The organism is Pseudomonas sp. D8002 (assembly GCF_013385695.1).
Taxonomy (GTDB): Bacteria; Pseudomonadota; Gammaproteobacteria; order Pseudomonadales; family Pseudomonadaceae; genus Aquipseudomonas.
The window spans coordinates 37,005-63,946 of record NZ_JACAPM010000049.1; the positions used below are offsets into that span (position 1 = coordinate 37,005).

Here is a 26,942-nt window from a genome sequence, read left to right on the forward strand (position 1 = left end):
AAGCTCCCTCGCCACAACAGCCGGCTCCTGCAGGGATCTCATAACAATAAATAATTCGCAGGTTCCCATGGACATCACCCGCCGCGACTTCCTCAACGGCGTCGCTATCACGATTGCCGCCGGTATGACCCCGCTGCAAATCCTCCAGGCCGCTCCCGATGGCCGCTACTACCCGCCCGCCCTCACCGGCTTGCGCGGCAGCCATGTCGGCTCATTCGAAGTTGCCCACCAGATGGGCTGGGAAAAGAAGGCCTTCGACACCGATAAACTGCCGATCACCGAAGACTACGACCTGGTGGTGGTCGGCGGTGGCTTGAGCGGTTTGTCGGCGGCGTGGTTCTACCGTGAGAAGCACCCGAAGGCGAAGATCCTGATCCTGGAGAACCACGACGACTTCGGCGGCCATGCCAAGCGCAATGAGTTCCAGGCCGGTGGCCGGCTGATCATCGGCTACGGCGGCAGCGAAGCGTTCCAGTCACCGAATCATCTTTACAGCAAGGAAGTAAACGGGCTGTTGAAAAAACTCGGGGTAAACATCAAGCGCTTCGAGACCGCCTTCGACCGCCAGTTCTACCCGGGCCTGGGTTTGTCCCGCGGGGTGTTCTTCGACAAGGAAAACTTTGGCGAAGACAAACTGGTGACCGGCGACCCGACGCCGATGGTCGCCGACGACATCGCCCCGGACCAGTTGCATGCGCGCTCCATCAGCGACTTCATCAATGATTTCCCGCTGCCGGAAACCGACCGTCAGGCGCTGATTGCCTTGCACGTCGCGCCCAAGGATTACCTGCCGGGCAAGACTGCCGAGGAAAAGACCGAGTACCTCGCGACCACCAGCTACCGCGATTTCCTGCTCAAGAACGTAGGACTCTCGGAAGGCGCGGTGAAGTACTTCCAAAGCCGCACCAACGACTTCATGGCCTTGAGTATCGACGCGGTGGCGTCGGCTGATGCCTATAGCGTGGGTTTCCCTGGCTTCGGCGGAATGAACCTGGCACCGATCAGCGAAGAAGCCGCTGCAGAAATGGAAGAACCCTACATCTACCACTTCCCCGACGGCAACGCCTCGCTGGCACGCTTGCTGGTGCGCAGCCTGATTCCGGCAGTGGCACCGGGGCACACCATGGATGACATCGTGCTGGCGCCGTTTGACTACGCCAGGCTTGATCAGCCCAGGACGCCGGTGCGGGTGCGTTTGAACAGCACTGCGGTCAGTGTGCGTAACGTCGGTGACGGTGTGCACATCGGCTACAGCCGTGGCGGCCAACTCGCACAGGTACGCGGCAAACGCTGCATCCTGGCCTGCTACAACATGATGATCCCGTACCTGCTGCGGGACCTGCCGGCAGAACAAGCCCAGGCCCTGAGCCAGAACGTGAAGTACCCGCTGGTCTACACCAAAGTGGTGGTGCGCAACTGGACCTCGTTCCAGAAGCTGGGGGTGCACGAGATTTATGCAGCGACCCAGCCTTACAGCCGGATCAAGCTGGATTACCCGGTGAGCATGGGCGGCTACGAGCACCCGCGCGACCCGACGCAGCCGATTGGTTTGCACATGGTCTATGTGCCCACCAGCCCCAACAGCGGCATGAACGGCCGCGACCAGGCCCGCGCCGGGCGGGGCAAGTTGTACGGGCAGACGTTTGAACAACTGGAAGCGCAACTGCGCGACCAACTGCAGCGCATGCTCGGCCCGGGCGGTTTCAACCACCAGACCGACATTCTGGCGATCACTGTCAACCGTTGGTCACACGGCTATGCGACCTTCTCCAACAGCTTGTTTGACGATGCCGATGAAAGCGAAAAACTGAAGGACATGGCGCGCCAGCCGGTGGGACATGTGAGCATCGCCAACTCGGATGCCGCGTGGAGCGCGTATGCCCATGCGGCGATTGATGAGGCATATCGAGCGGTAGGCGAAGTGGGCTGATCCCGGCATTCCTGAAGGAAGAGATTATTGTGGCGAGGGAGCTTGCTCCCGCTGGGGTGCGCAGCAGCCCCAAACCAGGCGATCGAGATATCCCTGAAGGATCTCGATCGCCTGTGCTGGGGTCGCTTCGCGCGCCAACGGGAACAAGCTCCCTCACCACACGGTTTCCACAGAAACGTCTTGTTTCATATGCAGCGCCATCAACCCGCCATCAATCATTTTTCCTTGCGCACCGAACCGCTTAAGCTATTTGGTATCTGTTTAATGTCCGTTGCGTTTGGCCGAAGGCATGTCCGAACCGTTTTCCTTGATCCAGCACGTGCCAGGAACGGCGCGGGATTGTTCACGACAGGTTGTATTTATGCACCGCAGGAATTTGCTCAAAGCGTCCATGGCCATCGCGGCTTACACCGGTCTGTCGGCCAGTGGCCTGCTGGCCGCCCAGGCCTGGGCGGGCAACCGCGCCGCTGATGGCGAGGCCCAGGCCTTCGATTTCGAGGCCCTGAAGATCCAGGCCAAGCAGTTGGCAAGCAATCGCTACCAGGACACCAAGCAGGTATTGCCGCCGACCCTGGCGACCATGACCCCGCAGAATTTCAACGCCATCGGCTACGACGGCAAGCATTCGCTGTGGAAAGAATTGAACGGCCAACTGGACGTGCAGTTCTTCCACGTCGGCATGGGCTTCAAGACGCCGGTGCGCATGTACAGCGTCGACCCGAAAACCCGCCAGGCCCGCGAGGTGCACTTCCGCCCTTCGCTGTTCAACTATGAAAAAACCACGGTAGACACCAAGCAGTTGACCGGCGACCTGGGTTTCTCCGGCTTCAAGCTGTTCAAGGCCCCGGAACTGGACCGCCACGACGTGCTGTCCTTCCTCGGCGCCAGCTACTTCCGTGCGGTGGATTCCACCGGCCAGTACGGCCTTTCCGCACGCGGCCTGGCCATCGACACCTACGCGAAAAAGCGCGAGGAATTCCCGGACTTCACCAAGTTCTGGTTCGAAACCCCGGACAAGGACAGCACCCGCTTCGTGGTCTACGCACTGCTGGATTCGCCGAGCGCCACTGGTGCCTATCGCTTCGATATCGACTGCCAGGCCAACCAGGTGGTAATGGCCATCGACGCCCATATCAATGCGCGTACCGCCATCGAGCAACTGGGCATCGCACCGATGACCAGCATGTTCAGCTGCGGCACCGTTGAGCGGCGGATGTGCGACACCATTCACCCGCAAATCCACGACTCGGATCGCCTGGCCATGTGGCGCGGCAATGGCGAGTGGATCTGCCGCCCGCTGAACAACCCGGCTACCCTGCAATTCAACGCGTTTGCCGACACCGACCCGAAAGGCTTCGGCCTGGTGCAGACCGATCATGAGTTCGCCAGCTATCAGGACACGGTGGACTGGTACAGCAAACGCCCAAGCCTGTGGGTAGAACCTACAACCGCGTGGGGCGAAGGCTCTATCGATCTGCTGGAAATTCCTACAACCGGCGAGACCCTGGACAACATCGTGGCCTTCTGGACCCCGAAGAAGCCCGTCGCTGCCGGCGAATCCCTGAACTACGGCTACAAGCTCTACTGGAGCGCCCTGCCGCCGGTCAGCACGCCACTGGCGCAGGTCAATGCCACCCGTTCGGGCATGGGCGGTTTCACCGAAGGTTGGGCGCCGGGCGAGCACTACCCCGAAGTCTGGGCGCGGCGCTTTGCCGTGGACTTCAACGGCGGCGGGCTGGATCGTTTGCCTGAAGGCACCGGGATCGAGCCGGTGGTGACCTGCTCCCATGGTGAGGTCAAAGACTTCAGCGTGTTGGTACTGGATGCCATCAAGGGCTATCGAATTCTGTTTGACTGGTACCCGACCAGCGACAGCGTCGAGCCGGTTGAACTGCGGCTGTTCATCCGCACCCAGGACCGCACTTTGAGCGAAACCTGGCTGTACCAATACTTCCCACCTGCACCAGACAAGCGCAAGTACACCTGATACCGAACGTTCCCACGCTCGCGTGGGAACGCCCCTTCGGGATCTTCAGAACCGCGAAATACTCTTCATCGCCCCGATCAAGTACCGCATCGCCACCTGATCACTCTCGGTCAGGGCGCGGTACTGTTCCAGCAATTGCTCTTCGTCCGAACTCAGGCGCCGGCTGCGCAGCGACATCCTGCGGGCCAGAAAAGACGACAACACCCCCGCTACACCATAAGACTTGGCCATGGACTGTCTCCTCGTATCAATCAACTGCTCCTGGTTGCCCATAACCCCATCCCGCGATGCGACCTGCGAGGATCAACAAGCTGATTTCCTGGGCCAGAAATCATGCTTACCTTAAGCGTAGAAACTATCTTGCAGGGCGTGGGACTTTTTTAGAGTAATCACTTAAAAAAACGCTTGCAGGGCAATGACCTACAGCGTTATCCCACAAGCGGCCGGTACAGGTGGATGTCGTGCGGCTCCTGTTGAAACAGCTCGGGATCCGGCTGCTTGAGCAACCGGCAGCCGAGCCGCAGATAGAACTCCACCGTATTGCGCGATTCCGTGGCCGATACGTACAACGCCTCGGCCCCGGCTGCGCGGGCGTGTTCACAGGCCAGGGCAAACAGCTGGCCACCCAGGCCCAGGCCACGGGCCCCATGGCTCACATGCAGGAATTTGAGCTGGCGCATACGCAGGCCCTGGTTGAGGATAACCCGGTTGTCCACTACCACGGCCGCCAGCAGCTTTGCATCGTCAAACACACCGTGCAGCCACCCGCCGCGCTTCAGGCACGCCTGCAAGGCCACGGCATCCTGCTCGGCTTCGCCTTCGGGCCAGCCGCGCATGTCGTGGTGCTCGGGGTACAGCAGCAACTCCCCGTGCTCCACGCGATAGCACGCCTCGATCCGTTCGGTACGGTCAATCAGCGCCAGCAACGGCAGGTCCTGTTCGGTCAGGTCACGCTTGATCAACATGCTGTGCTTCCAAGGGTTGATGGTGAACAAGGTTGAAGCCTTCCGCAGGTGTCGGTGCTTCGAAATAGCCGGTGATCAAGTCGAACTGGGCGTCACTGGTTTCGAACGCGTGGGTACCCGCCGCGTTGCGCGCACGCAGGCGTGCCTTGCAGACCTCGTCCGGCACATCCAGGTAGTGCAATTGATGGTCAGCGCCTGCGCCTTCGAACAATGAGCGCATCCAGCGGCGGCTGGCCAGGGTGTTGGCGGGAAAATCCAGCACCACCGAGACGCCGGCCTTGAGCAACGAGATGATATGGGCCGTCAACGCATCGCGCAGGTGGCCGGTGCAGCGCACGTAGTCGCCCAGAGCCTGGATCTGTCCGGGATAAAGGCGTGACAGCCACTCATCCTCGCTGATCAATACCGTCTGTGGGGCTTGCGACAACTGCTGGGTCAGGGTCGATTTACCGGATGCGATTTTGCCGCAGATCAGGTGCAACATGAGCTTCTCCTTGTGTCGCAGGGCTTGGCCGGTGATCGGCGGGCAATAAAAAACCCGCCGGTTCAAGGGCGGGTTTTTCATGCTTTTCCAGCACGCGTCAGCCCACCCTCTCCTGGAGGGTGGGAATAATCGAGGCGTTCAGTAATAGAGTCATAGTTTCGACATTAGCTTCAGGCGTTTTCCTACGCAAGGTTAATCCCGCAAGTCCGACTCATGAATCGGCTGGTCGCGATGCGTAGCCCGCTGATACTGCGCCGGCCAGGTCGCTTTGCGCCCGCCCAGGTCATCGTCGGCATGCAGTGGCCAGTACGGGTCACGCAACAGTTCACGGGCGAGGAAAATGATATCGGCCTGACAGGTACGCAAGATGTGCTCGGCCTGGGCGGGCTCGGTAATCATGCCCACGGTGCCGGTGGCGATTCCCGACTCTTTGCGCACACGCTCGGCAAAGCGGGTCTGGTAGCCGGGCCCGGTAGGAATTTCCGCATTGGCCGCGGTGCCACCCGAGGAGACGTCGATCAGGTCGACGCCCAGGTCTTTCAGGCGGCGCGCCAGTTCGACGGTTTCATCCGGGTTCCAGCCGTCCTCGACCCAATCGGTGGCCGAGACCCGTACAAACAGCGGCAGCTCTTGCGGCCAGGCCTCACGCACCGCCGTGGTCACTTGCAGCACCAGGCGGATGCGGTTTTCGAACGAGCCGCCGTACTGGTCCTGGCGCTGGTTGCTCAGGGGCGAAAGAAATTGATGCAACAGGTAGCCATGGGCGGCATGGATTTCCGCCACTTTGAAACCGGCAGTCAACGCGCGCTTGGCGGCAGCGACGAAGTCAGCGATCACTTGCTGGATCTGCCCTTCATCGAGTTGCTTGGGTGAAGTGTGCTGCGGATCGAAGGCAATCGGCGAGGGGCCCACCGGCACCCAGCCGCCATCTTCCGGCTTGACGCTGCCGTGCTTGCCGATCCATGGCCGGTGCGTGCTGGCTTTGCGCCCGGCGTGGGCCAGTTGAATGCCCGCCACCGCGCCCTGGGCATTGATAAAGCGCGTGATGCGTTGCAGCGGTTCGATCTGTTCGTCGTTCCACAGGCCCAGGTCCTGGGCGGTGATGCGGCCATCGGCAGTCACGGCGGTGGCTTCGGTAAAGATCAGCCCGGCGCCACCGACGGCACGGCTGCCGAGGTGCACCAGGTGCCAGTCATTGGCCAGGCCATCGACGCTGGAATACTGGCACATTGGTGACACGGCGATGCGGTTGAGCAGGGTCAGTTGGCGCAGGGTATAGGGTTCAAGCAGCAGACTCATGGGGCACCTCTTTTATGCAGTGGGCAGGCTCCAGGGTTCTGTTTGAAAGGTCGACGAAAATCCCGTCCCCGGCGGGCTGAAATAAGACAAGGTCACAAGACCGATCACACAGTGCTTAGAGACTAGTCGACAACAGAGGATTGCACAGGGTTCAGCGCGGCTCGATATGCGCGATCATCAGTTGCACGGTTTCCTGACCACGGAACTCGTTCACGTCGAGCTTGTAGGCCAGTTCCACCCAGCGAATGGTGGGGTTGGGCCAGATCTCGCGGTCGATGCCGAAAGCAATGCCATCGAGCTTCACCGATCCACACTCGCTCTTGAGCACCACCTTCAGATGGCGCTCGCCGACGACGCGCTGCTCCACCAGTTGGAACACCCCGTGAAACAACGGCTCTGGGAAATGCTGGCCCCACGGCCCGGCGTTGCGCAGGGCGCGGGCCAGTTCCAGGTGAAACTCTTCAACCGCCAGGGTGCCGTCGGACAGCAGCCGGCCCGTCAGGTCTTCTTCGCGCAGTTGCCGACGCACTTCGGCGTCAAAGGCCTCGGCGAACAGTGGGAAGTTGGCCTCGGGCAAGGTAAGACCCGCCGCCATGGCGTGGCCGCCGTACTTGGCGATCAGCGTCGGATGCTGGCTGGCCACCACGGCCAGCGCGTCACGAATATGAAAACCCGGCACGGAGCGTCCGGAGCCCTTGAGCAGGCCGTCACCGGCGTCGGCAAAGGCGATGGTCGGGCGGAAGTAACGCTCTTTCATGCGCGAGGCAAGGATGCCGATCACGCCCTGGTGCCATTCCGGGTCGAACAGGCACAAGCCATACGGCATCGACTCCACCGGCAAGTCCTTGAGCTGGGCCAGGGCCTCGCGCTGCATGCCTTGTTCGATGGACTTGCGGTCCTGGTTCATGCCGTCCAGTTGCGCGGCCATTTCCCGGGCGGCGGCGAAATCCGAGGTGAGCAGGCACTCGATACCCAGGCTCATGTCATCCAGGCGCCCGGCGGCGTTCAGGCGCGGGCCGAGGATAAAACCAAGGTCGGTGGAGGTGATGCGGGCGTGATCGCGCTTGGCTACTTCGAGGATCGCCTTGATCCCCGGCCGGGCACGACCGGCGCGAATGCGTTCCAGGCCCTGGTAGACCAGGATGCGATTGTTGGCGTCCAGCGGGACCACGTCGGCCACGCTGCCCAGGGCCACCAGATCCAGCAGTTCGCCGATATTCGGCTGCGGCTTGTTCTCGTACCAACCCAAGCTGCGCAAGCGCGCACGCAGGGCCATCAGCACGTAGAAGATCACGCCCACACCGGCCAGGGCCTTGCTGGGGAATTCACAGCCCGGCTGGTTCGGGTTGACGATGGCGTCGGCTGCGGGCAGTTCGTCGCCCGGCAAGTGGTGGTCGGTAACCAGCACCTTGAGCCCCGCCGCTTTCGCGGCCGCCACGCCTTCGACGCTGGAGATACCGTTGTCCACGGTGATCAGCAGCTGTGGCTGGCGCTGCAGGGCCACGGCGACGATTTCCGGGGTCAGGCCGTAGCCGTATTCGAAACGGTTGGGCACCAGGTAGTCGACATGGGCGGCGCCCAACAAGCGCAGGCCCAGGGTACCCACGGTGCTGGCGGTGGCGCCGTCGGCGTCGAAGTCACCCACGATCAGGATCCGCTGGCGCTGCTCCAGGGCCGTCACCAGCAAGTCCACCGCGGCATCGATGCCCTTGAGCTGCTGATACGGGATCAGCCGCGCCAGGCTTTTATCCAGCTCGGCTTCCGATTGCACCCCGCGTGCGGCGTAGAGACGGGTCAACAACGGTGGCAATTCACCGAGGAATGGCAGGACGGCGGGCAACGGGCGAGGATCGATACGCATGGGGTGACGGAAGCTTCTCTTTAATGTTGAAAATTAGCGGTGATCCCTTGTAGGAGCTGTCGAGCCCCAGCGAGGCTGCGATGGGATCACCTCGGTGTACCTGTCAGACCGCAGCGCCTGCATCGCAGCCTCGCTGAAGCTCGACAGCTCCCACACTCGACCAGCGTCCAATCAGTTATCGACGTTTCAGCCGCGCTCGCCAGCCAGCCATTCCAGCTGGACTTCGTGCTGCCCACGGTCATCGGTCACGAAGATCGTGCCTTCGCTGATCATCACGTCCCACTTGATCACCCGGGGCATGTCCTTGGCCAGCACTTCCAGGATTTCCTGGGGTACGGCGGCGATGCTCACGTTTTTCAGGTTCTTCGCCACCGGCACCACTTTGCCTTCCCAGACGCGCAAGCTGCCGTAGGCCAGCAAGGTCGTGCGTTCGGTACGGCGGGAACACCAGGTCAGGCGGTCCGCGTCCGGCTGGCCGACTTCGATCCAGTGCAGGACGCGATCATCCAGGCTTTTTTCCCACAGCGCCGGCTCGTCTACATCTGACAGGCCACGACCGAAAGACAGCTGCTCGTTGTAGAAAAGCGCGTAGGCCAGCAAACGCACGGTCATGCGCTCTTCGGTTTCCGAAGGGTGGCGGGCGATGGTCTGCTTGACGCTCTCGTACACCGAACGGTCAAGGTCGGTGAGGTTGAGTTCAAACTTGTAGGTCGTGGACGGCTGGGCCATGAACGGACTTCTAGAGACAGGGAAAGGCGGCAAGTCTAACCGATGGCGAGGTGATTCAACGAATCCTGCGCTGCATCATCCTTATCACTGCGCCACTCGCCTATGTTAAAAGGCTCACATCCCTGCCCTGCCCGAAAGGTTCCTCATGTCGTTTACCGCCAAACCACTTGCCGGCCTGAAAGTCATCGAACTCGGCACCTTGATCGCCGGCCCGTTTGCGTCGCGCATCTGCGCCGAGTTCGGCGCCGAGGTGATCAAGGTCGAATCCCCGGATGGCGGCGACCCGCTGCGCAAGTGGCGCAAGCTGTATGAAGGCACCTCGCTGTGGTGGTTTGTGCAGGCGCGCAACAAGAAATCCCTGACCCTGAACCTGAAACACCCGGACGGCCTGGCGATCCTCAAGCAACTGTTGGCGGATGCCGACATTTTGATTGAGAACTTTCGCCCTGGCGTGCTGGAAAAGCTCGGCCTGAGCTGGGAAACCTTGCACGCCCTGAACCCGAAACTGGTGATGGTGCGCCTCTCGGGCTTTGGCCAGACCGGGCCGATGAAGGACCAGCCAGGGTTTGGCGCGGTGGGCGAATCCATGGGGGGCCTGCGTTACATCACCGGTTTCGAGGACCGCCCGCCGGTGCGCACCGGGATTTCCATCGGGGACTCGATCGCGGCGTTGTGGGCCGTGATCGGGGCGCTGATGGCCCTGCGTCATCGTGAAGTGAATGGCGGGCTCGGCCAGGTGGTGGATGTGGCGCTGTATGAGGCGATCTTCGCGATGATGGAGAGCATGATCCCGGAGTTCGACGTGTTCGGCTTTATCCGCGAGCGCACCGGCAACATCATGCCCGGCATCACGCCCTCCTCGATCCACACCAGCAAAGATGGCAAGCATGTGCAGATCGGCGCCAATGGCGACGCGATCTTCAAGCGCTTCATGTCGGCCATTGGTCGCGACGACCTGGCCAACGACCCGGCACTGGCCAGCAACGATGGCCGCGACAGCCGGCGCGATGAGTTGTACGGGGTGATTGATCGCTGGGTCAACTCGCTGCCGCTTGAGCAAGTGGTGGAACAGCTGAACAAGGCCGAAGTGCCCGCCAGCCGTATCTACAGCGCGCAAGACATGCTGGGAGACCCGCAATTTCTCGCCCGCGAGATGTTCCTCAAGGCGCAGCTCCCGGGCGGCAAGGACTTCAAGATGCCCGGCATCGTGCCCAAACTGTCGGACACACCGGGCAGTTGTGAATGGGTCGGACCGCAGTTGGGCGAGCACAACAGCGTGGTGCTCGCTGAATTGGGCTACGATACGGCCGCCGTTACTCGCCTGCGTGAGAACGGCGCGATCTGATGGGCCGGCGCTTCATCATTCGACTCTGCCTCCTGGGTTCACTGCTCGGGACTTGGCCACTGTCGAGCCAGGCCCAGGAAACCTTGATCTGGCTGTTGCGTGACCTGCCGCCAGTGACGATTTTCGAAGGCCCGCAAAAAGGCCAGGGCGCCCTCGACCAACTGCTGCCGATACTCGCCGAACACATGCCGGAGTATCGACATCAGATCCTCCACGTGAACCGCGCGCGCGGCATGCAGATGCTCCGCGACCCCGGCACGCTTACCTGCGACCCGTCCCTGCTGTGGACGGCGGAGCGCGCTAAAACCATCGTGTTTTCCGCCCAGGCCTTCGCGGCCGTGAGCAACGGGGTGACGATCCGCCAGGGTCAGCGGGCGCTGCTGGCGCCGTTTGTGGTGGATGGACGGTTCGACCTGGAGGCATTTTTGAATGCACGGGATGCGCGCCTTGGCATCATCGCCGAACGCAGCTACGGCGCCATCATCGATGAAGCGCTGAAGCACACCAGTGCTCACAAACTGGCGCCGCATTACGGCAATGACGCCCTCGGCAGCCTGCTGCAGATGCAACGAAAGGGGCGGCTGGAAGCGGTGCTGGGTTACTGGACAGAAGTGCGCTACCAGGCGCTGCAACAAGGCATTGATCCACAAGAGCTGATCTTCTACCCCATCAAAGGCACCCCGCCCTATCAACTGACCCGGATTGCCTGCACGGATAACGCCTCAGGCCGCACGGCTATCGAGCGGATCAATCAGGTGCTGCGCGAGATCCCGCAGGAGCAACTGCGACAGTCCTACGCCTCATGGCTCGACCCGGTCATGCGTGAGCAATACCTGCAAGACCACCCGACGTTTTTCCAGGATGCCCCGAGCCCATGACAAATCGCAGGCAAAAAGAAACCCCGAGCAGTGGGGAGACAACTCGGGGTTAATAAGGGCCTAAAAAGACCAGTAACAACGAGCCACAAGCACCGGAGCACAATGCTTGATCTCGCTGTTACAAAATCTGACTCACCTTGCCGTAGGAAGGTTCCCAACAAAAATAAATCTTCATGCGCAGGCGATCGGCCGAGTCAGGGCCGCATTGCGCAGGGCCGCCATGACCGAGGGTTCCAGGCGTCCTTCGGCAATCATCAAGTCGCGGTGCAAACAGTCCACCACATCCACCAATGCACGCTTGTCGGTCAATTGTGCCTGGTCGACTTCTCGTTCGACCACGATGGCACCGGCCGGATTCTTTACGGTCACCAGGCATTCGCCCTGCACACCCGAGGTGGTCAGCGTGACCTGATAAGGGCTCAGTGCTTCACCGAGCAATAGGCTGATACTTTCCATCTCGATCACCACTCAATAGTTCGGAAACAATCGTGTAAACGGGAGCTGCATCTATCCTAAGTGACTATTTGCGTCGTAGGAAAGTTCGCTTTTTCGTCTTTCAAGGGTTGCCGGGGGATGACGTGTCCAGCATGCGCTTGCAACATGACAAGCAAAAAACGGCAGCACATAACTGCTTACTCAATGAGTTGCCGTTTTGGCGCTGATGCCGAGGGTGAATCCTATACTCGGTGAGTGCTGATCATGCCGGCACATCGATAAACAGCGCATACCAAGAGGCCCCGTTGCGAAGGACGAAGACCATGCTGGAACACGAAAAAGAGCAGGCAATACTAGAGAAGATTCACGCCGACATATCCAGAATTTATGCCGAGCAACGCAAGCTAAACGCAGAGTCCCACAAGATAACCCGAGAGAATTTCTGGTATCCCGTTGGTATCGCCATCGGCTTCTTCACGGCTGTCGGAACCGTAATGGCAGTGGCGCAAAAACTACTCGCCTAAACGATCGCTCCGGCCGGGCCTGCCAGAAACGAAAAACGCCGCTGCCCCACGGACGGGGACGCGGCGTTTTTTACGCCTTTGTAGAACCCACCTTCAGAGCCTCTCCTGCGTTAACAGGCTAGAATCCCCGAATTACCCCGGGAGCCTGTATTGAACGAAACGTCTGACAAGCCATTGCGCATCGTCCTCGCCGACGACCACCCGATTTTCCTCATCGGTCTGCGGGCGGTCCTGGAACGTGACGAGAGGCTAACCATCGTCGGTGAAGCCAACTCACCCCAGGCCCTTGGCGAACTGCTGCAACGTTGTGCCTGCGACATTCTGGTGACCGACTTCATGATGCCCGCCGAGCCCCAGGCCGACGGCTTGCGCCTGATCGAACAACTGCGCCGGCATCACCCGGGCCTGCCCATCGTGGTGGTGACCATGCTGAACAACGCCGGCCTGTTCCACGCCATCCTGGAGTTGGGTGTCATGGGCCTGCTGAGCAAGGCCAGTCTCGCAGACGAATTGCCTGAAGCAATCCGTCAGGTGCGCCAGCAGCGACGTTATGTGGCCCAGACCATCAGTCAGTCACTGAACCTGGCAGGCGTCGAGCGTGTGCACTCCCAGGATCAACTATCACCCCGTGAACTGGAAGTCATCCGCCTGCTGGCCGGCGGCCTGACGGTAGGCGAGATCGCCGCGAATCTTCATCGCAGCAAGCAAACCGTCAGTGCACAAAAGGTCAGCGCCATGCGCAAGCTGGGCCTGAGCAACGACGCCGCGCTGTTTATCTATGTGCAGGAACACGGGCTGGCCTAGCCTGAAACGCGATCCACTGCTTCAGCGCCTCGGCGTCCATGGGGCCGGCGATAAAGCAGCCTTGCAACCACGCAGCCCCCAGTTCACTTACCGCGTGATAGTCGGCGGCGCTTTCAACCCCGGTCACCACCACACCCACACCCAGTCGCCTCGCCATGCTCATGGCGCCAGCAACCACTGCCGCCTTGCGATCGTCCCTGGCCATGCCGCTGGCAAACGCCGGCGGGATCTTCAATTCGCTGAAGGGCAATTCCAGCAAGCGTTGCAGGCTGGTGCCGCCCACGCCGAAATCACCGATGGACAGCTTGCACCCCATCATCCGCAAACGCAGCAAGCCGGTGACGTGGGCGCTGTCGGTGTTCAGGCGCGAGGTTTCCACCAGTTCCAGGGTCAGGCCACGGGCGGGCACGCCGTGAAGTTGCAGCAAGCCTTGCAGCACTTGGGGAAAGTGCGGACGCTCCAGCATCCGCCCCGGGATATTCACCGCCACCGGCAGCACCTGCCCGGTTTCGCGCATGACGTGTGCCGCCTGGCCCAGCGCTTGTTCCAGCACGTGCCAGGTAAACGCCTCTTCCATTCCGGCAAACTCCAGCACCGGCAGAAACGCGTCAGGCAACAGCAACTCGCCGTCAGGAAGCTGCCAGCGGGCCAGCGCTTCGACACCTTGCAACGCGCCCGCCTGGCTGACAATGGGCTGATACCAGACCGTGCCGCAGCGGGCGATAGCGACCTGGCTCAGATCCGCCGAAGGCGGCAACTGCTCGGACTCACTCAAGTCCAGCAACTGGCGCACCCGCTCCCAGGACACCACCGGCGGCCCGGGCCGCAAGCGTTCCCGGCACGCCTCGAGGACTTTCCCGATCAGCGTTGCCGACGCCGGTTTGGGCAGGCAGCCGAGCACGTTGAGCCCCAACTGTCGGGCCATGTGCGCCACGCCTTCCAGCACATCCGGCTCGGCGTTGCTCAGCAGGATCAACACCTGAGCCTGGCGGCGCTCGGCCATTTCCCGAATCAGCTCAAGGCCATCACCCTGCTCCAGGTACAGATCGCAAATCGCGATGTCCACCGCGCCCTTGCTCTCCAGTGACTGGCGAGCGGCGTCGACCGTTTCGGCCGTGCGTACATTGAATACGCCGTTGGCGTTGAGCATCTGATGCAGGGCCATCAGTTGGAACGGGTTATCTTCGAGGATCAGGACGTTGAGGGAGCGCATGAAAAACGTTACCGGGGAGAAGCGAGGGTGCACAGACTAATAAAAACCCCGCGCCTTCCCCATAGGACATGTCTTATTCGGACGGGTCCAGATAAGCCTCAAGCTCGACCTGGAATTCGATCAATGCTTCGCGCAGCGCTAACCAATGCATTTCAATCTCAGCGTTGCGCTGCTCCCGAATACACCCTTCCAGCGCCATACAGGCCTTGGCCAGCGGCAACGCATCCACCAGGCAGCATATGCCCTTCAGGCGGTGCAGCGAGGCGGCCAGCCGGACCTGGTCGTGGTCCGCCATGGCGGAGGCCATCAGGTTATGCTCCTGCTCAAGGCTCCTCGCCAGCTCCTGCAGCATCCGCTGCAAAACCGGTCCGTCGGCCTGGGTCATGGTGCGCAGGGTCTGGATGCTGAAAGAGCGTGCAGGCACGACGCGGGCGAGCACACGCGTCCAGTGCTCAAGGGTCACGGGCTTGACCAGCAGTTCATCCATTCCCGCCTCCCGGCAGCGCTGCTGTTCATCATCCAGGGCATTCGCCGTGCAACCCACCAGCGCCAGGCGTGGCCGTTGCTCCTGGGCTTCAAGCCGGCGGATGGCCTCACTCAAGGCGTAGCCGGACATGCCCGGCATATTGCAATCGGTGACCATGACGTCAAACACCTCATGATGCCAACGCTGCAAGGCCGCTTCGGCCGAGTCGACGGCCACTACTTGATGACCCAGGAACTGCAACTGCTGAACCAGCACCAGCCGATTGGCCGGCAGGTCATCCACCACCAACACCGACAGGTTGCGGCCGGCCACCAGCAGCGGTACACCGGCAGATGCTGGCACGTCGTCACTGCTGACCCGATCCAGGTACAGGTCGATGCACACCACCGTGCCCTCTCCCACCACGCTGCTCAGGGTGATGCTGCCTCCCATCAATTCCACCAGTTGCTGGCAGATGCTCAAGCCCAGTCCCGTGCCGCCGTGCTCGGCAGCCGTCCGCGCGCTGACCTGGATAAACGGCTTGAACACTCGCGCCTGCTGCTCGACGCCAATGCCCGGCCCGCTGTCCTCCACACACAGGTGCAAATATTCGGCCCCCGCCGGGTCAAGCTTGCGCACAACACTGACCCGAACCTCGCCGCGCGAGGTGAACTTGAGCGCGTTGCCCAACAGGTTATGGATAACCTGACGCAGGCGCAGCGGGTCGAACCAGTAATACCCTTGCGCGCTCGGGTCGAATGCCAGGGTCAGGTGAAGGCCCTTTTTCTGCGCCATGGGTTCGAACAAGCGCTGTATGCCCTCGAAGAAACCTTTCAAGTCAGTGGCCTGCGGCGCCAGTTGCAGATGACCGGCTTCAATCTTGGCCAGGTCGAGGCTGTCACCCATCAGGGCAATCAACTCACGCGCCGAGCGATGGGCCACTCGCAGGGCTTCAGACACTGGCTTGCCTTCAGCCTGGGCACGCTCCTGCTCCAGCTCGAGCAGACCGATAATGGCGGTCATCGGCGTGCGAATCTCGTGGCTCAGGGTCGAGAGAAACGCGCTTTTTGCGTAGTTCGCTTCGTCAGCGGCCTGCCGCGCATCCATCAGCTGGAGCTCCAGGACCTTGCGCTCGTTGATATCGACCCAGCCACCGAGCAAACCCTGGAGCTGGCCCTTGGCGTCGAAGAACGGCACCGTCCACTGATACACATGAAACGCCCCGCCATTGAACTCCAGCTGCCGGTCGACGAACAGCGACTGCTGGCTCGCCAATTGCTCCATGTGGCCGGCATGCAGGCGCGCGGCCGTAGCGTCAGGCATCAGCCCGCTTTCCATCAGCGTCAGGCCCTGGATCTGCTCGCGCCGGGTGTTCAACTGTTGTTCATAGCTGGTGTTGCAGGTCACCAGGCGTCCTTCCAGATCACGCACAAATACCGGGTTGGGCATGCCGTCCAGCAGCGCGCGCTTGAACGCCAACTGGTCGTTGAGCCGCTGCTCGGCCTGGAGGCGCTGGCGAATCTGGCGCTTGAGCCGGCTGTTCCAGGCCAGGGACACCAGCACAAACAGCAGCGCCATGGCGACCGTCCAGTAGGCCCATGGCGGCACACGCTGCCAGGCCGGCACCGGGACGGGTACGCTCCCCAGCCAACGCAAACGCAGGGCGCTCAGCTCCGCGACCGGCAGCGCTTCCAGCGCCTTGTTCAAAATGCTCAGCAGTTCCGGTTGATCCTTGCGCACCGACAGGCTGTTGGCCGACCACTTGCCCTCGACACTGCGGCCGATGCGCAACTCATCGGCCGGGTAACTCTGCACTTCCACTTCACTCTGGATAGTCGCCGCCGCGCGACCCTGCGTTACCAGCTCACGGGCCTGGACGTAGTTATCCACCGATTGCAGCTTGATCCCGGGGTGCTCGCGACGAATATATCCCTCCAGGACATGGCGTGCCGGCAGCGCCAGCACCTTGCCTGAAAGCTCGCTCAAACTGGCCACTGGCGGTGCGTCAGCGCGCTGGATAAACACCCAGCCTGAGCCCCCGAACCCATGGCTGAAATCGAGAAAGGCCTTGCGCTCCTGATTTTCGGCCAGGGTGGTGTTCATGTCCGCCCTGCCCGTTTCCAGCAACCCCAGGGTCTGTGCCGTGGAAGACACTTCCTCCATCACGAACTGCAGGCCGGTCATGCGTGAAATGCGGTTGAGCAAGTCCACATTCAGCCCCACCCACTGGCCGTCCTTGTCCTTGAATACATAGGGAGACAGTTGCTGGGACGCCACCACCACATGCGGATGCTGAAGTACCCAGGCCCGCTCCGGGGCCGACAAGGCGATGCGCTCGGCGGCAATGCCCACCCCCAGTCCGGTGGTCCAGCGCGCAAGGATCTCCCGCCGCACAGACTCATCAATACTCGCCAGCGCCCGGTCCATCAGCGTCCCCAGCAGCGGGTCGGCCTCCCGCGTGGCAAAGGCAAAGCCGATGGGCGCCAGCCGGCTTTCCACCTTGATCTGCAAGCCCAGATAGGGCCGCAGCGATTTATAGGCGCGCACGATCACTTCGTTGCCGATAAACGCATCGGCATCACCTTGCTTCAGCGCTTCGAGGCCACTGTAGAGATTCGGTGCCAGCATGATGTGGCTGCCGGGATACGCCTGATGGACGTTCTTGACGTTGGCGTAACCGTCCAGCAACACCAGCTTCTTGTCCTTGAGGTCCTCGTTCTGGGTGCTGTCATCCCGGCGCACGACCACCACCGAGCGGTCCGGCATGTAGTCTTCGGTAAAGCGCAACCCCGACACATCACGCTCGTAACCGTTGGCACTGGTGAGAATATCGATGGCGCCGCTCCGCAGGGCCTCCACCGCCTGCGCCCGCTCGGCAAAACCCAGGACTTGCATCGGTGCATGCAGACGCGCGCCGATCAGGCTCAGGTAATCGGCGCTGATGCCCTGGTAGCGATTGCGGTCGCGGGTGATATCGATCGGCTGATAGTCATCAATCGAAATGCCCACTCTCAGTGGCCGATGGGCCGCCAGCCATTGCTGCTCGCTGGCCGTCAGGGGCATGGGCTCCAGGGCAATGAACGCCGGCACCAGCTTGAACGGCAGGCTGACAGCCGCGAGGCTTGCCGAACCATGGCCAAGCAGCAGCACACATGCCAGCCACGCGTGTGCTCGGGTCGATAAATACACCGGTTGGGTTTCCTTGATTATTCTTGTTGGTCGCCGCGCAAGTATGGCTCGCCAGAATGAAAAAGCCCGTCACGAAGACGGGCTTGATCCACCACGCAAAGCCGTTGGATCAGAGTGGCTTGCCGCGATTGCCATGCTGGCTGACAAACGCCTGTACCGCTTTCAGGTCATTGGCCAATACCGTGCAACGCTCTTCACGCTCAAACAGGTCGGTGAGGTGCGGCGGCAATTCCAGCGCCTTGCCAACCCCGGCCTTCTCTACCGCTTCCGGGAATTTGACCGGGTGCGCGGTGCCGAGAATCACCATCGGGATGTCCAGGCTGCGGCGGCATTCGCGCGCGGCCTTGACGCCAATGGCGGTGTGCGGGTCCAGCAGCTCGCCGGTCTGGGCGTAGACTTCGGCGATGGTCTCGCAGGTTTCTGCGTCGTCCACCGCCAGGGAGTCGAACAGCTTGCGGGTTTCGGTCCAGCGCTCCTGCTCGACGCTGAAACCGCCACCTTGCTTGAAGCTGTCCATCAGGCCGGCCAGCGCAGCACCGTTGCGACCGTGCATGTCGAACAGCAGGCGTTCGAAGTTCGACGAGACCATGATGTCCATCGACGGCGACAGTGTGGCGTGCAGGGTTTCCTTGACGTACTGGTTGCCGCTCATGAAGCGGTGCAGGATGTCGTTGCGGTTGGTGGCGACGATCAGCTGGTTGATCGGCAGGCCCATGTTGCGTGCCAGGTAACCGGCGAAGATGTCGCCGAAGTTGCCGGTTGGCACCGAGAACGACACCGAACGCGCCGGGCCGCCCAACTGCAGGGAAGCATGGAAGTAGTAGACGATCTGGGCCATGATCCGCGCCCAGTTGATCGAGTTCACCGCCACCAGGCGCGTGCCCTTGAGGAAGCTCTGGTCGGCGAAGCTGGCCTTGACCATTTCCTGGCAGTCATCGAAGTTGCCTTCGATGGCGATGTTGTGGATGTTCTCGCCGAAGATCGTGGTCATCTGCCGACGCTGCACTTCCGACACGCGGTTGTGCGGGTGCAGGATGAAGATGTCGACGTTTTCGCAGTGCTTGCAGCCTTCGATCGCCGCCGAGCCGGTATCACCGGAAGTAGCGCCGATGATCACCACGCGCTCACCGCGTTTTTCCAGCACGTAGTCCAGCAGGCGACCCAGCAGTTGCAGGGCGAAATCCTTGAACGCCAGGGTTGGGCCGTGGAACAGCTCCAGGACCCATTCGTTGCCGTTCAGTTGACGCAACGGGGCGATGGCGCTGTGGGAAAACACGCCGTAGGTTTCTTCCAGGATCTTCTTGAAATCCGCATCCGGGATGCTGCCGGTGACGAACGGGCGCATGACCCGGAACGCCAGCTCGTGGTACGGCAGGCCGGCCCACGAAGCGATTTCTTCCTGGGTGAAGCGTGGCAGGTTTTCCGGCACGTACAGGCCGCCGTCAGTGGCCAGACCGGCCAGCAGAACGTCTTCGAAATTCAGGGCCGGTGCCTGGCCGCGGGTGCTGATATAACGCATGACTGGCTCCTCTAGAGCATGCTTGAACAAGGGCCGCCGAACGCGTGGGGCCCTTGCCGCAAAACGATTAGTTCAGGTGTTCGACGCGAATCCGCACCACCGGCCCAACCACGCCCTGCAACGCTTCAAGCGCGGCGATGGCGTCGTTGATGTGCTGCTCCAGCACACGGTGAGTCAGCAGGATCATGGGCACCAGGCCGTCTTGTTCTTCGACTTCCTTCTGCATAATCGATTCAATGTTGATGCCGCGCTCCGACAGGATGCTGGCCACCTGAGCGAGCACGCCCGGATGATCCTTGGCCTGGATGCGCAGGTAGTAGGCACTTTCGCAGGCTTCGATCGGCAGGATCGGGTGGGCCGACAGCGAGTCCGGCTGGAAGGCCAGGTGCGGTACGCGGTTTTCCGGGTCGCTGGTCATGGCACGCACCACGTCCACCAGGTCGGCGATCACAGACGAAGCGGTCGGCTCCATGCCGGCGCCGGCGCCGTAGAACAGGGTGGAACCGGCAGCGTCACCGTTGACCATCACGGCGTTCATCACGCCATTGACGTTGGCGATCAGGCGGTCGGCCGGGATCAGTGTCGGGTGCACACGCAGCTCGATACCGGCCGGGGTGCTGCGCGCCACACCGAGGTGCTTGATGCGGTAGCCCAGGGCTTCGGCGTAGTTCACGTCGGCGGTGGTCAGCTTGGTGATGCCTTCGGTGTAGGCCTTGTCGAACTGCAGCGGGATACCAAAGGCGATGGACGCCAGGATGGTCAGCTTGTGGGCAGCGTCGATGCCTTCCACGTCGAAGGTCGGATCGGCTTCGGCGTAACCCAGGGCCTGGGCTTCGGCCAGCACGTCTTCGAAGGTACGGCCCTTCTCGCGCATTTCGGTGAGGATGAAGTTACCGGTGCCGTTGATGATGCCGGCCACCCAGTTGATACGGTTGGCGGACAGGCCTTCACGGATCGCCTTGATCACCGGGATGCCACCGGCCACGGCGGCTTCGAACGCCACGATCACGCCCTTCTCGCGGGCCTTGGCGAAGATTTCGTTACCGTGCACGGCAATCAGCGCCTTGTTGGCAGTGACCACATGCTTGCCGTTTTCGATGGCCTTGAGCACCAGCTCGCGGGCCACGGTGTAGCCGCCTACCAGCTCGATGACGATATCGATTTCAGGGTTGGTGGCGACTTCGAAGACATCGTTGGTAATCGCAATACCGGTCGTTTGGAACTGAGGCTTTGGCGTACGCGTGGCAATTTGTGCCACTTCAATCCCACGCCCTGCACGGCGGGAAATTTCTTCAGCGTTACGCTGAAGTACGTTGAAGGTGCCGCCACCGACGGTCCCTAACCCACAGATGCCTACTTTGACCGGTTTCACTGAAGAACTCCCCATGAAACGGCCGACTCAAGGTCGGCCGTGAAAACAGCCGCACAACTGCGGCTCTCTATTAATGACCCGCCGAACTGTCGGCGGATCATGATCGTCAAGGCTCGACGATAATGCTTACTTTGCGTTCAGTGCCAGTTTGGCAACTTGCGGCGCAGGCTGGTAGCCCGGAATCACCTGGCCGTCAGCCAAAACGATGGCCGGCGTACCGTTCACACCAATCGACTGGCCGAGGGCGAACTGCTTGGAAACCGGGTTGGCGCACTTGGCGGCCTTGATTTCCTTGCCATCGACCATCTTGTCCATGGCCGCTTTCTTGTCGGCCGAACACCAGACGGCTTGCAACTGCTCGTCACCCGGCGAACCCAGGCCCTGGCGCGGGAACGCCACGTAGCGCACTTCAACGCCGAGCTTGTTCAGCTCAGGCACTTCGGCATGCAGCTTGTGGCAGTACGGGCAGGTGGTGTCGGTGAACACGGTGATGTGGGTCTTGGTTTCGCCGATGGCCGGGTAAACCACGGTTTCAGCCACCGGAATACCGTTGATCAGCTTGGACACGCCCAGGCGCTCGGCTTTCTCGGTGAGGTTCACCGGCTTGCCGTCTTTGAGCTGGAACAGGTAGCCCTGGACGATGTACTGGCCATCGGCACTGGCGTACAGCACGCGGCTGCCCTTGAGCTTGACTTCGTACAGGCCGGCCATCGGGCTGGCGTTGATGCTTTCAATCGGTGTGTCGAGCTGGAGGGCTTCCAGGCTCTTGCGGATTGTCTTCTCTGCGGCGTCGTCGGCGACGGCAAAGGTTGAGACCAACGCAATGGCTGCGATGGCAAAAATCTGGGTCAAGCGCATGGGAACTCCTGAAGGCAGATGCAGGGACGGGAGCAGGAACACCGATCTTCAAACACGGGTTTGGGCCGTCCCCTTTGCGAACCGGCAAAGCCTACCACAGTTGGGCCGCAGGGCAGCCAGTCGCGGGGAAATTGGGCTTTTTCCGAAGTATTTTTCATCCACGGGGATGGTGCTTGGCGTGCATCTCCTGCAAACGTGCCCGCGCCACATGGGTGTAGATCTGGGTGGTGGATAAGTCGCTGTGGCCCAGGAGCATTTGAACCACGCGCAAATCCGCGCCGTGGTTGAGCAAATGCGTGGCGAACGCGTGACGCAGGGTGTGGGGCGACAGCGACTTGCCGATGCCGGCAACCTTGGCCTGGTGCTTGATGCGATGCCAGAAGGTCTGGCGGGTCATCTGTTCGCCGCGCTGGCTGGGAAACAGCACATCGCTGGGCCGACCGTTGAGCAACTCGGCTCGGGCGTCGCGCATGTAGCGTTCGATCCACACGATCGCCTCTTCACCCATGGGCACCAGGCGCTCCTTGCTGCCCTTGCCCATTACGCGCAATACACCCTGGCGCAGGTTGACCTGTTCCAGGGTCAGGCTGATCAGCTCGGTGACGCGCAGGCCGCAGGCATACAGCACTTCCAGCATGGCACGGTCGCGCTGGCCGATGGCTTCGCTCAGGTCGGGGGCTGCGAGCAGGGCTTCGACGTCGGCTTCCGACAGGGATTTGGGCAGTGGCCGGCCCAGCTGCGGCATGTCGATTTGCAGGGTTGGGTCGACAGCGATCAGCTTTTCCCGCAGCAGGTAGCGATAGAAGCCACGCACGCCTGAGAGAAAACGCGCAGTAGAGCGAGGCTTGTAGTTTTGCTCCAGGCGCCAGGCCAGGTGGTCGAGAATCAGCTCGCGACCGGCGTCGAGCAGCTCGAGGTTTTTCTCCTGCAGCCAGCCATTGAACAACGCGAGGTCGCTGCGGTAAGCCTGGCGGGTGTTGTCCGACAGGCCTTTTTCCAGCCAGAGGGCGTCGAGGAAGCGGTCTATCTGGGGGTGGTCGATGGCGGACATGAGGGCTCAAGCAGGGAAAATGGCGATGTCGGGTAGATCCTATCGCAGCACGGGCCGCTACACATCAATGAAAGCGGGCAAATAATCTGTGGCAAGGGAGCTTGCTCCCGCTGGGGCGCGAAGCGGCCCTGATTGACCATTGAGGTCCAACAGAGAGACTTCTATTGCCGGTTTCAGGGCCGCTGCGCAGCCCAACGGGAGCAAGCTCCCTCGCCACAAAAGCGGAAAACGGCTTTAAGGTCAGTACGACGCTGAATTTCTTCGAGGCGGGGAGTCATGAATAGATACCGGGGAAATGGACAAATTTCAGGCAACAAAAAAGCAGCCCGTAGGCTGCTTTTTTCTGCATCGGGAAGCTGGACTTAAGCCAGTTTTTCCTTGATGCGAGCTGCTTTACCGGACAGGTCACGCAGGTAGTACAGCTTGGCTTTACGTACGTCACCGCGACGTTTAACGGCCATGCTGTCGATTTGCGGGCTGTAGGTCTGGAAAGTACGCTCTACGCCAACACCGTTGGAGATTTTACGAACAGTGAAAGCACTGTTCACACCACGGTTACGCTTGGCAATTACCACGCCTTCGAACGCTTGCAGACGCGAACGGTCGCCTTCCTTCACTTTCACCTGAACGACAATGGTGTCGCCCGGGGCAAAGGTAGGGATCTCTTTGGTCATCTGCTCTGCTTCGAGTGCAAGGATGATTTTGTTAGTCATGCTGTGCTCCTAAGGTAAGTCGTCGGACCTACCATCGATACGTTGTTAACTATCGTCCCGCCCGAGGATGTATTCCTCGAGCAGCTTCTTCTCTTCTCCAGAAAGCGAGCGGCTTTCCAGAAGATCGGCGCGTCGTTCATAGGTCCGCCCGAGGGACTGCTGTAAACGCCAACGCCGGATGTGTGCGTGATTGCCACTTAGCAATACGTCGGGAACACGCTGATCCGCATACACCTCCGGTCGGGTGTAGTGCGGGCAATCCAGCAAACCATCCGTGAAGGAATCTTCCTCCGCGGAGTCCGCATGCCCTAAAGCTCCAGGCAGCAGTCGTGTAACCGCATCTATCAGGACCATCGCCGGCAGCTCGCCGCCAGACAGGACATAGTCCCCAATCGACCACTCTTCATCGACATGAGCATCAATAAAACGCTCGTCAATGCCTTCATAGCGACCGGCAATCAGGATTAATGCTTCCAGATTCGCCAACTCGCGTACCGCCGACTGATTCAGCTGACGGCCTTGAGGGGACAGGTAAATTACCTTCGCCTTCTCCCCGGCGGCTGCCTTGGCCTGAACCAACGCATCTTCCAGGGGCTTGATCTTCATCACCATGCCCGGGCCACCGCCAAATGGGCGATCGTCCACAGTGTGATGTCGATCCGTCGTGTAGTCTCGCGGGTTCCAACAGGTGAGCTGCAAGAGCCCCTGTTTCACCGCCCGACTGGTGATGCCGTACTCGCTGATGGCGGAAAACATCTCGGGAAACAAACTGATCACTTCAACGCGCAGGTTAGCCACGTTAGAAGTCCGCGTCCCATTCCACCTTCATCTCGCCCGCTGCCAGGTCGACGGCCAACACGCATTGCTCGGTATAGGGCAACAGGCGTTCGCGATCATCCAGGCTGCCAGCGCAAGGCTTGACCACCATTACATCATTGGCGCCGGTTTCCAGAAGATGATCGATTTTCCCGAGCAATTGCCCGAGTTGATCAATAACCTTCAGACCTTCCAGCTGGTACCAGTAGTACTCGCCGTCGGTCAATTCAGGGAACAGGTTGCGCGGCACGCAGATCTCATAACCGGCCAGAAGACGAGCTTCTTCACGATCATCAAGACCCTTGAGCTTTGCGACCAGGAACTTGTCGCTCCCGCGTCCACTGACCAGCTCTACCTGTTTCACACTACCTTCGCGCTTGAGCGTCCAGGTCTTGTACTGCAACAGGTTTTCAGTCGGATCAGTAAAGGAATACACCTTCACTTCGCCGCGAACGCCATGAACAGAATAAATCTTGCCGATAACGATCAAATCATCAGCTACCGCTGGCGTCGCGTTCATATTGCTCAGGCCGCAGCCTTAGATGCATCCTTCAACAACTGAGCAACGCGCTCAGAAGGTTGTGCACCAACGCTCAGCCAGTAGGCTACGCGCTCTTGGTTCACGGACAGACGGACTTCTTGACCACGAGCGATCGGGTTGAAGAAGCCAACTTGTTCCTTGTGAGAGCCGTCACGTGGGTTGCGGCTGTCAGTTACGGTCAAGTGGTAAAACGGGCGCTTTTTGGAGCCGCCAAGGGCAAGACGGATTGTTAGCATGTGAACATCGTTCCTGTAGTCGGTGCTGCAAATCTAAATGCACAGCGGGCATAGGTGCCCGAAAGGCCGCATATTCTAAGGAATATCCGGACTTTTGCAAATGTCTTTTTCTGGCGCCTATCAGCGTGCCATTCAGATCTGCTATAGAGCCGTCGGTTAAAACGGCAAGTCAGCTCCCGCCAATGGCGGGTTTGCTGGAGATCCCGCATCCCTGCGGGTCGGAGCAGAAGCGAACTTCTGCTCGAATTCTTTACATTTTCGGCATGCCGCCGCCGGGCAACATACCGCCCATGCCGCGCATCATCTTGGCCATCCCGCCTTTTGCGGAGAATTTCTTCATCATCTTCTGCATCTGCTTGTGCTGCTTGATCAAGCGACCGATATCCTGCACCTGGGTGCCGGAACCCATGGCGATCCGACGTTTGCGCGAACCGCTGATCAGCTCAGGGTCGCGGCGCTCGGCCGGGGTCATGGAATTGATGATGGCTTCCATCTGCTTGAATTGCTTCTCTGCCGCGCCCTGGGCATTGCCCATTTGCGCCAGGTTCACGCCGCCGATGTTCGGCAGCTTGTCCATCAGGCCGCCGAGGCCGCCCATGTTCTTCATCTGTTGCAGCTGGTCACGGAAGTCTTCGAGGTCGAAGCCCTTGCCCTTCTTCAGCTTTTTAGCCAGCTTGTCGGCCTTGTCCTTGTCGAGGGTCGCTTCCGCTTGCTCGATCAGGCTGAGCACGTCGCCCATGCCGAGGATACGCGAGGCGATCCGCTCAGGGTGGAACGGCTCGAGCGCTTCGCTCTTCTCGCCCATACCGATGAACTTGATCGGCTTGCCGGTAATGGCGCGTACCGACAAGGCGGCACCGCCACGGGCATCGCCGTCGACCTTGGTCAGGATCACACCGGTCAGCGGCAGCGCATCACCAAAGGCCTTGGCGGTATTGGCCGCATCCTGGCCGGTCATGGCATCGACCACGAACAGGGTTTCTACCGGGTTGATCGCGGCATGCAGCGCCTTGATCTCGCCCATCATCTCTTCGTCGATGTGCAGGCGACCGGCGGTATCGACGATGACCACGTCGATGAATTTCAGCTTGGCTTCTTTAATAGCCGCCTGGGCGATATCGACCGGCTTCTGGCTCAGGTCGGACGGGAAGAAGGTCACGCCCACTTCGCCCGCGAGCATTTCCAGCTGTTTAATGGCCGCCGGGCGGTAAACGTCGGCAGACACCACCATCACCGACTTCTTCTTGCGCTCTTTAAGGAAGCGCGCCAGTTTGCCGGCGGTGGTGGTTTTACCCGCACCTTGCAGGCCAGCCATCAGCACAACGGCTGGCGGCACGGCGCTGAGGTTCAAATCTTCGTTGGCCGCGCCCATCAGGCTTTCGAGTTCGGCCTGGACGATCTTCACAAAGGCCTGGCCCGGCGTCAGGCTGCGGGACACTTCGGTGCCGACCGCGCGCTCTTTGACCGAGTTGACGAAGTCCTTCACCACCGGCAAGGCGACGTCGGCTTCCAGCAACGCCATGCGCACTTCACGCAGGGTGTCTTTAATATTGTCCTCGGTCAGCTTGGCCTTGCCGGTAACATGGCGCAGCGTCTGCGAGAGACGGTCAGTCAGATTTTCAAACATGCGCGATCCTTTCAGGCCCTATTCATCGAAATGCATTGTTAGACCGAGGTAATGGCGGCCCAGGCTGTGGTAAATCGCTATTAAAAACAGCGCTCGGCGA

At 60.8% G+C, this 26,942-nt stretch carries 24 protein-coding genes; 6 read left to right on the plus strand and 18 right to left on the minus strand.

The window, feature by feature from the left end; genetic code table 11:
• Nucleotides 1–67: 67 nt before the first annotated feature.
• Together HX807_RS26175 and HX807_RS26180 are read left to right on the plus strand one after the other, a co-directional pair.
• The gene (locus HX807_RS26175) at nt 68–1,930 is read left to right on the plus strand and encodes an NAD(P)/FAD-dependent oxidoreductase (protein ID WP_177051549.1); all 1,863 of its coding nucleotides are present in this window, start codon (nt 68–70) and stop codon (nt 1,928–1,930) included.
• Between the two features lie 361 nt (nt 1,931–2,291).
• Nucleotides 2,292–3,917: a glucan biosynthesis protein D gene (locus HX807_RS26180; protein ID WP_102368202.1), complete on the plus strand. Its 1,626-nt coding sequence runs from the start codon at nt 2,292–2,294 to the stop codon at nt 3,915–3,917.
• Nucleotides 3,918–3,962: 45 nt separating this feature from the next.
• Here the strand turns inward: HX807_RS26180 and HX807_RS26185 are convergent, their stop codons facing one another.
• From HX807_RS26185 to HX807_RS26210, 6 genes are all read right to left on the minus strand, one after another.
• A complete protein-coding gene (locus HX807_RS26185) occupies nt 3,963–4,148 on the minus strand; it encodes a hypothetical protein (protein WP_003209560.1) in 186 nt (61 codons plus the stop codon).
• A gap of 197 nt (nt 4,149–4,345) precedes the next feature.
• Entirely contained in the window at nt 4,346–4,882 is a 537-nt protein-coding gene (locus tag HX807_RS26190) for a GNAT family N-acetyltransferase (RefSeq protein WP_177020423.1), read from the minus strand.
• Entirely contained in the window at nt 4,866–5,366 is a 501-nt protein-coding gene (locus HX807_RS26195; RefSeq protein ID WP_177051551.1) for an ATP-binding protein, read from the minus strand. The genes HX807_RS26190 and HX807_RS26195 overlap by 17 nt, the downstream gene beginning before the upstream one ends.
• A gap of 192 nt (nt 5,367–5,558) precedes the next feature.
• A complete protein-coding gene (locus HX807_RS26200) occupies nt 5,559–6,665 on the minus strand; it encodes an NADH:flavin oxidoreductase/NADH oxidase (RefSeq protein ID WP_003209564.1) in 1,107 nt (368 codons plus the stop codon).
• A 151-nt stretch (nt 6,666–6,816) separates the two neighbouring features.
• The gene (gene recJ / locus HX807_RS26205) at nt 6,817–8,526 is read right to left on the minus strand and encodes a single-stranded-DNA-specific exonuclease RecJ (RefSeq protein ID WP_008438230.1); all 1,710 of its coding nucleotides are present in this window, start codon (nt 8,524–8,526) and stop codon (nt 6,817–6,819) included.
• Between the two features lie 186 nt (nt 8,527–8,712).
• The gene (locus HX807_RS26210; RefSeq protein ID WP_003209567.1) at nt 8,713–9,255 is read right to left on the minus strand and encodes a YaeQ family protein; all 543 of its coding nucleotides are present in this window, start codon (nt 9,253–9,255) and stop codon (nt 8,713–8,715) included.
• A 145-nt stretch (nt 9,256–9,400) separates the two neighbouring features.
• On the opposite strand from HX807_RS26210, the gene HX807_RS26215 reads away from it, so the two are divergent.
• Nucleotides 9,401–10,600 (plus strand): CaiB/BaiF CoA-transferase family protein, encoded by a 1,200-nt coding sequence (locus HX807_RS26215; protein ID WP_177051553.1) that lies wholly within the window; start codon nt 9,401–9,403, stop codon nt 10,598–10,600.
• On the plus strand, nt 10,600–11,478 hold the full coding sequence (locus HX807_RS26220; protein ID WP_003209569.1) for a TIGR02285 family protein: 879 nt from the start codon (nt 10,600–10,602) through the stop codon (nt 11,476–11,478). The genes HX807_RS26215 and HX807_RS26220 overlap by 1 nt, the downstream gene beginning before the upstream one ends.
• Before the next feature lie 171 nt (nt 11,479–11,649).
• Here the strand turns inward: HX807_RS26220 and HX807_RS26225 are convergent, their stop codons facing one another.
• On the minus strand, nt 11,650–11,934 hold the full coding sequence (locus HX807_RS26225; RefSeq protein ID WP_003209570.1) for a DUF3509 domain-containing protein: 285 nt from the start codon (nt 11,932–11,934) through the stop codon (nt 11,650–11,652).
• A 302-nt stretch (nt 11,935–12,236) separates the two neighbouring features.
• Between HX807_RS26225 and HX807_RS26230 the strand changes: the two genes are divergently transcribed.
• Both HX807_RS26230 and HX807_RS26235 read left to right on the plus strand, forming a co-directional pair.
• A complete protein-coding gene (locus HX807_RS26230) occupies nt 12,237–12,437 on the plus strand; it encodes a hypothetical protein (RefSeq protein ID WP_003209572.1) in 201 nt (66 codons plus the stop codon).
• Between the two features lie 150 nt (nt 12,438–12,587).
• The gene (locus HX807_RS26235; RefSeq protein WP_003209573.1) at nt 12,588–13,241 is read left to right on the plus strand and encodes a response regulator transcription factor; all 654 of its coding nucleotides are present in this window, start codon (nt 12,588–12,590) and stop codon (nt 13,239–13,241) included.
• Here HX807_RS26235 and HX807_RS26240 read toward each other — a convergent pair.
• The 11 genes from HX807_RS26240 to ffh form a co-directional block, all read right to left on the minus strand.
• A complete protein-coding gene (locus HX807_RS26240; protein ID WP_003209575.1) occupies nt 13,210–14,454 on the minus strand; it encodes an EAL domain-containing protein in 1,245 nt (414 codons plus the stop codon). The two genes, HX807_RS26235 and HX807_RS26240, sit on opposite strands and share 32 nt — an antisense overlap.
• A gap of 73 nt (nt 14,455–14,527) precedes the next feature.
• Nucleotides 14,528–18,109 (minus strand): transporter substrate-binding domain-containing protein, encoded by a 3,582-nt coding sequence (locus tag HX807_RS26245; protein WP_177051555.1) that lies wholly within the window; start codon nt 18,107–18,109, stop codon nt 14,528–14,530.
• Nucleotides 18,110–18,218: 109 nt separating this feature from the next.
• Nucleotides 18,219–19,628: a threonine synthase gene (thrC, locus tag HX807_RS26250; protein WP_003209579.1), complete on the minus strand. Its 1,410-nt coding sequence runs from the start codon at nt 19,626–19,628 to the stop codon at nt 18,219–18,221.
• A gap of 67 nt (nt 19,629–19,695) precedes the next feature.
• Entirely contained in the window at nt 19,696–21,000 is a 1,305-nt protein-coding gene (locus HX807_RS26255) for a homoserine dehydrogenase (protein WP_003209580.1), read from the minus strand.
• Between the two features lie 126 nt (nt 21,001–21,126).
• Nucleotides 21,127–21,858: a bifunctional protein-disulfide isomerase/oxidoreductase DsbC gene (gene dsbC / locus HX807_RS26260; protein ID WP_003209582.1), complete on the minus strand. Its 732-nt coding sequence runs from the start codon at nt 21,856–21,858 to the stop codon at nt 21,127–21,129.
• A gap of 154 nt (nt 21,859–22,012) precedes the next feature.
• Nucleotides 22,013–22,909 (minus strand): site-specific tyrosine recombinase XerD, encoded by an 897-nt coding sequence (gene xerD, locus HX807_RS26265; protein ID WP_003209584.1) that lies wholly within the window; start codon nt 22,907–22,909, stop codon nt 22,013–22,015.
• Between the two features lie 362 nt (nt 22,910–23,271).
• A complete protein-coding gene (gene rplS, locus HX807_RS26270) occupies nt 23,272–23,622 on the minus strand; it encodes a 50S ribosomal protein L19 (RefSeq protein ID WP_003175895.1) in 351 nt (116 codons plus the stop codon).
• A gap of 45 nt (nt 23,623–23,667) precedes the next feature.
• Nucleotides 23,668–24,378, minus strand: a complete 711-nt coding sequence (gene trmD / locus HX807_RS26275; protein WP_236260845.1) for a tRNA (guanosine(37)-N1)-methyltransferase TrmD — start codon at nt 24,376–24,378, stop codon at nt 23,668–23,670.
• A 43-nt stretch (nt 24,379–24,421) separates the two neighbouring features.
• Nucleotides 24,422–24,958 carry a ribosome maturation factor RimM gene (rimM, locus tag HX807_RS26280; protein ID WP_003175898.1) on the minus strand — a complete coding sequence of 179 codons (537 nt, stop codon included), beginning with the start codon at nt 24,956–24,958 and terminating at the stop codon, nt 24,422–24,424.
• A gap of 5 nt (nt 24,959–24,963) precedes the next feature.
• Complete coding sequence (gene rpsP / locus HX807_RS26285) at nt 24,964–25,215, minus strand: 30S ribosomal protein S16 (protein WP_003209587.1); 252 nt, start codon at nt 25,213–25,215, stop codon at nt 24,964–24,966.
• Nucleotides 25,216–25,465: 250 nt separating this feature from the next.
• Nucleotides 25,466–26,842 (minus strand): signal recognition particle protein, encoded by a 1,377-nt coding sequence (gene ffh / locus HX807_RS26290; protein ID WP_003209589.1) that lies wholly within the window; start codon nt 26,840–26,842, stop codon nt 25,466–25,468.
• Nucleotides 26,843–26,942 lie beyond the last annotated feature (100 nt).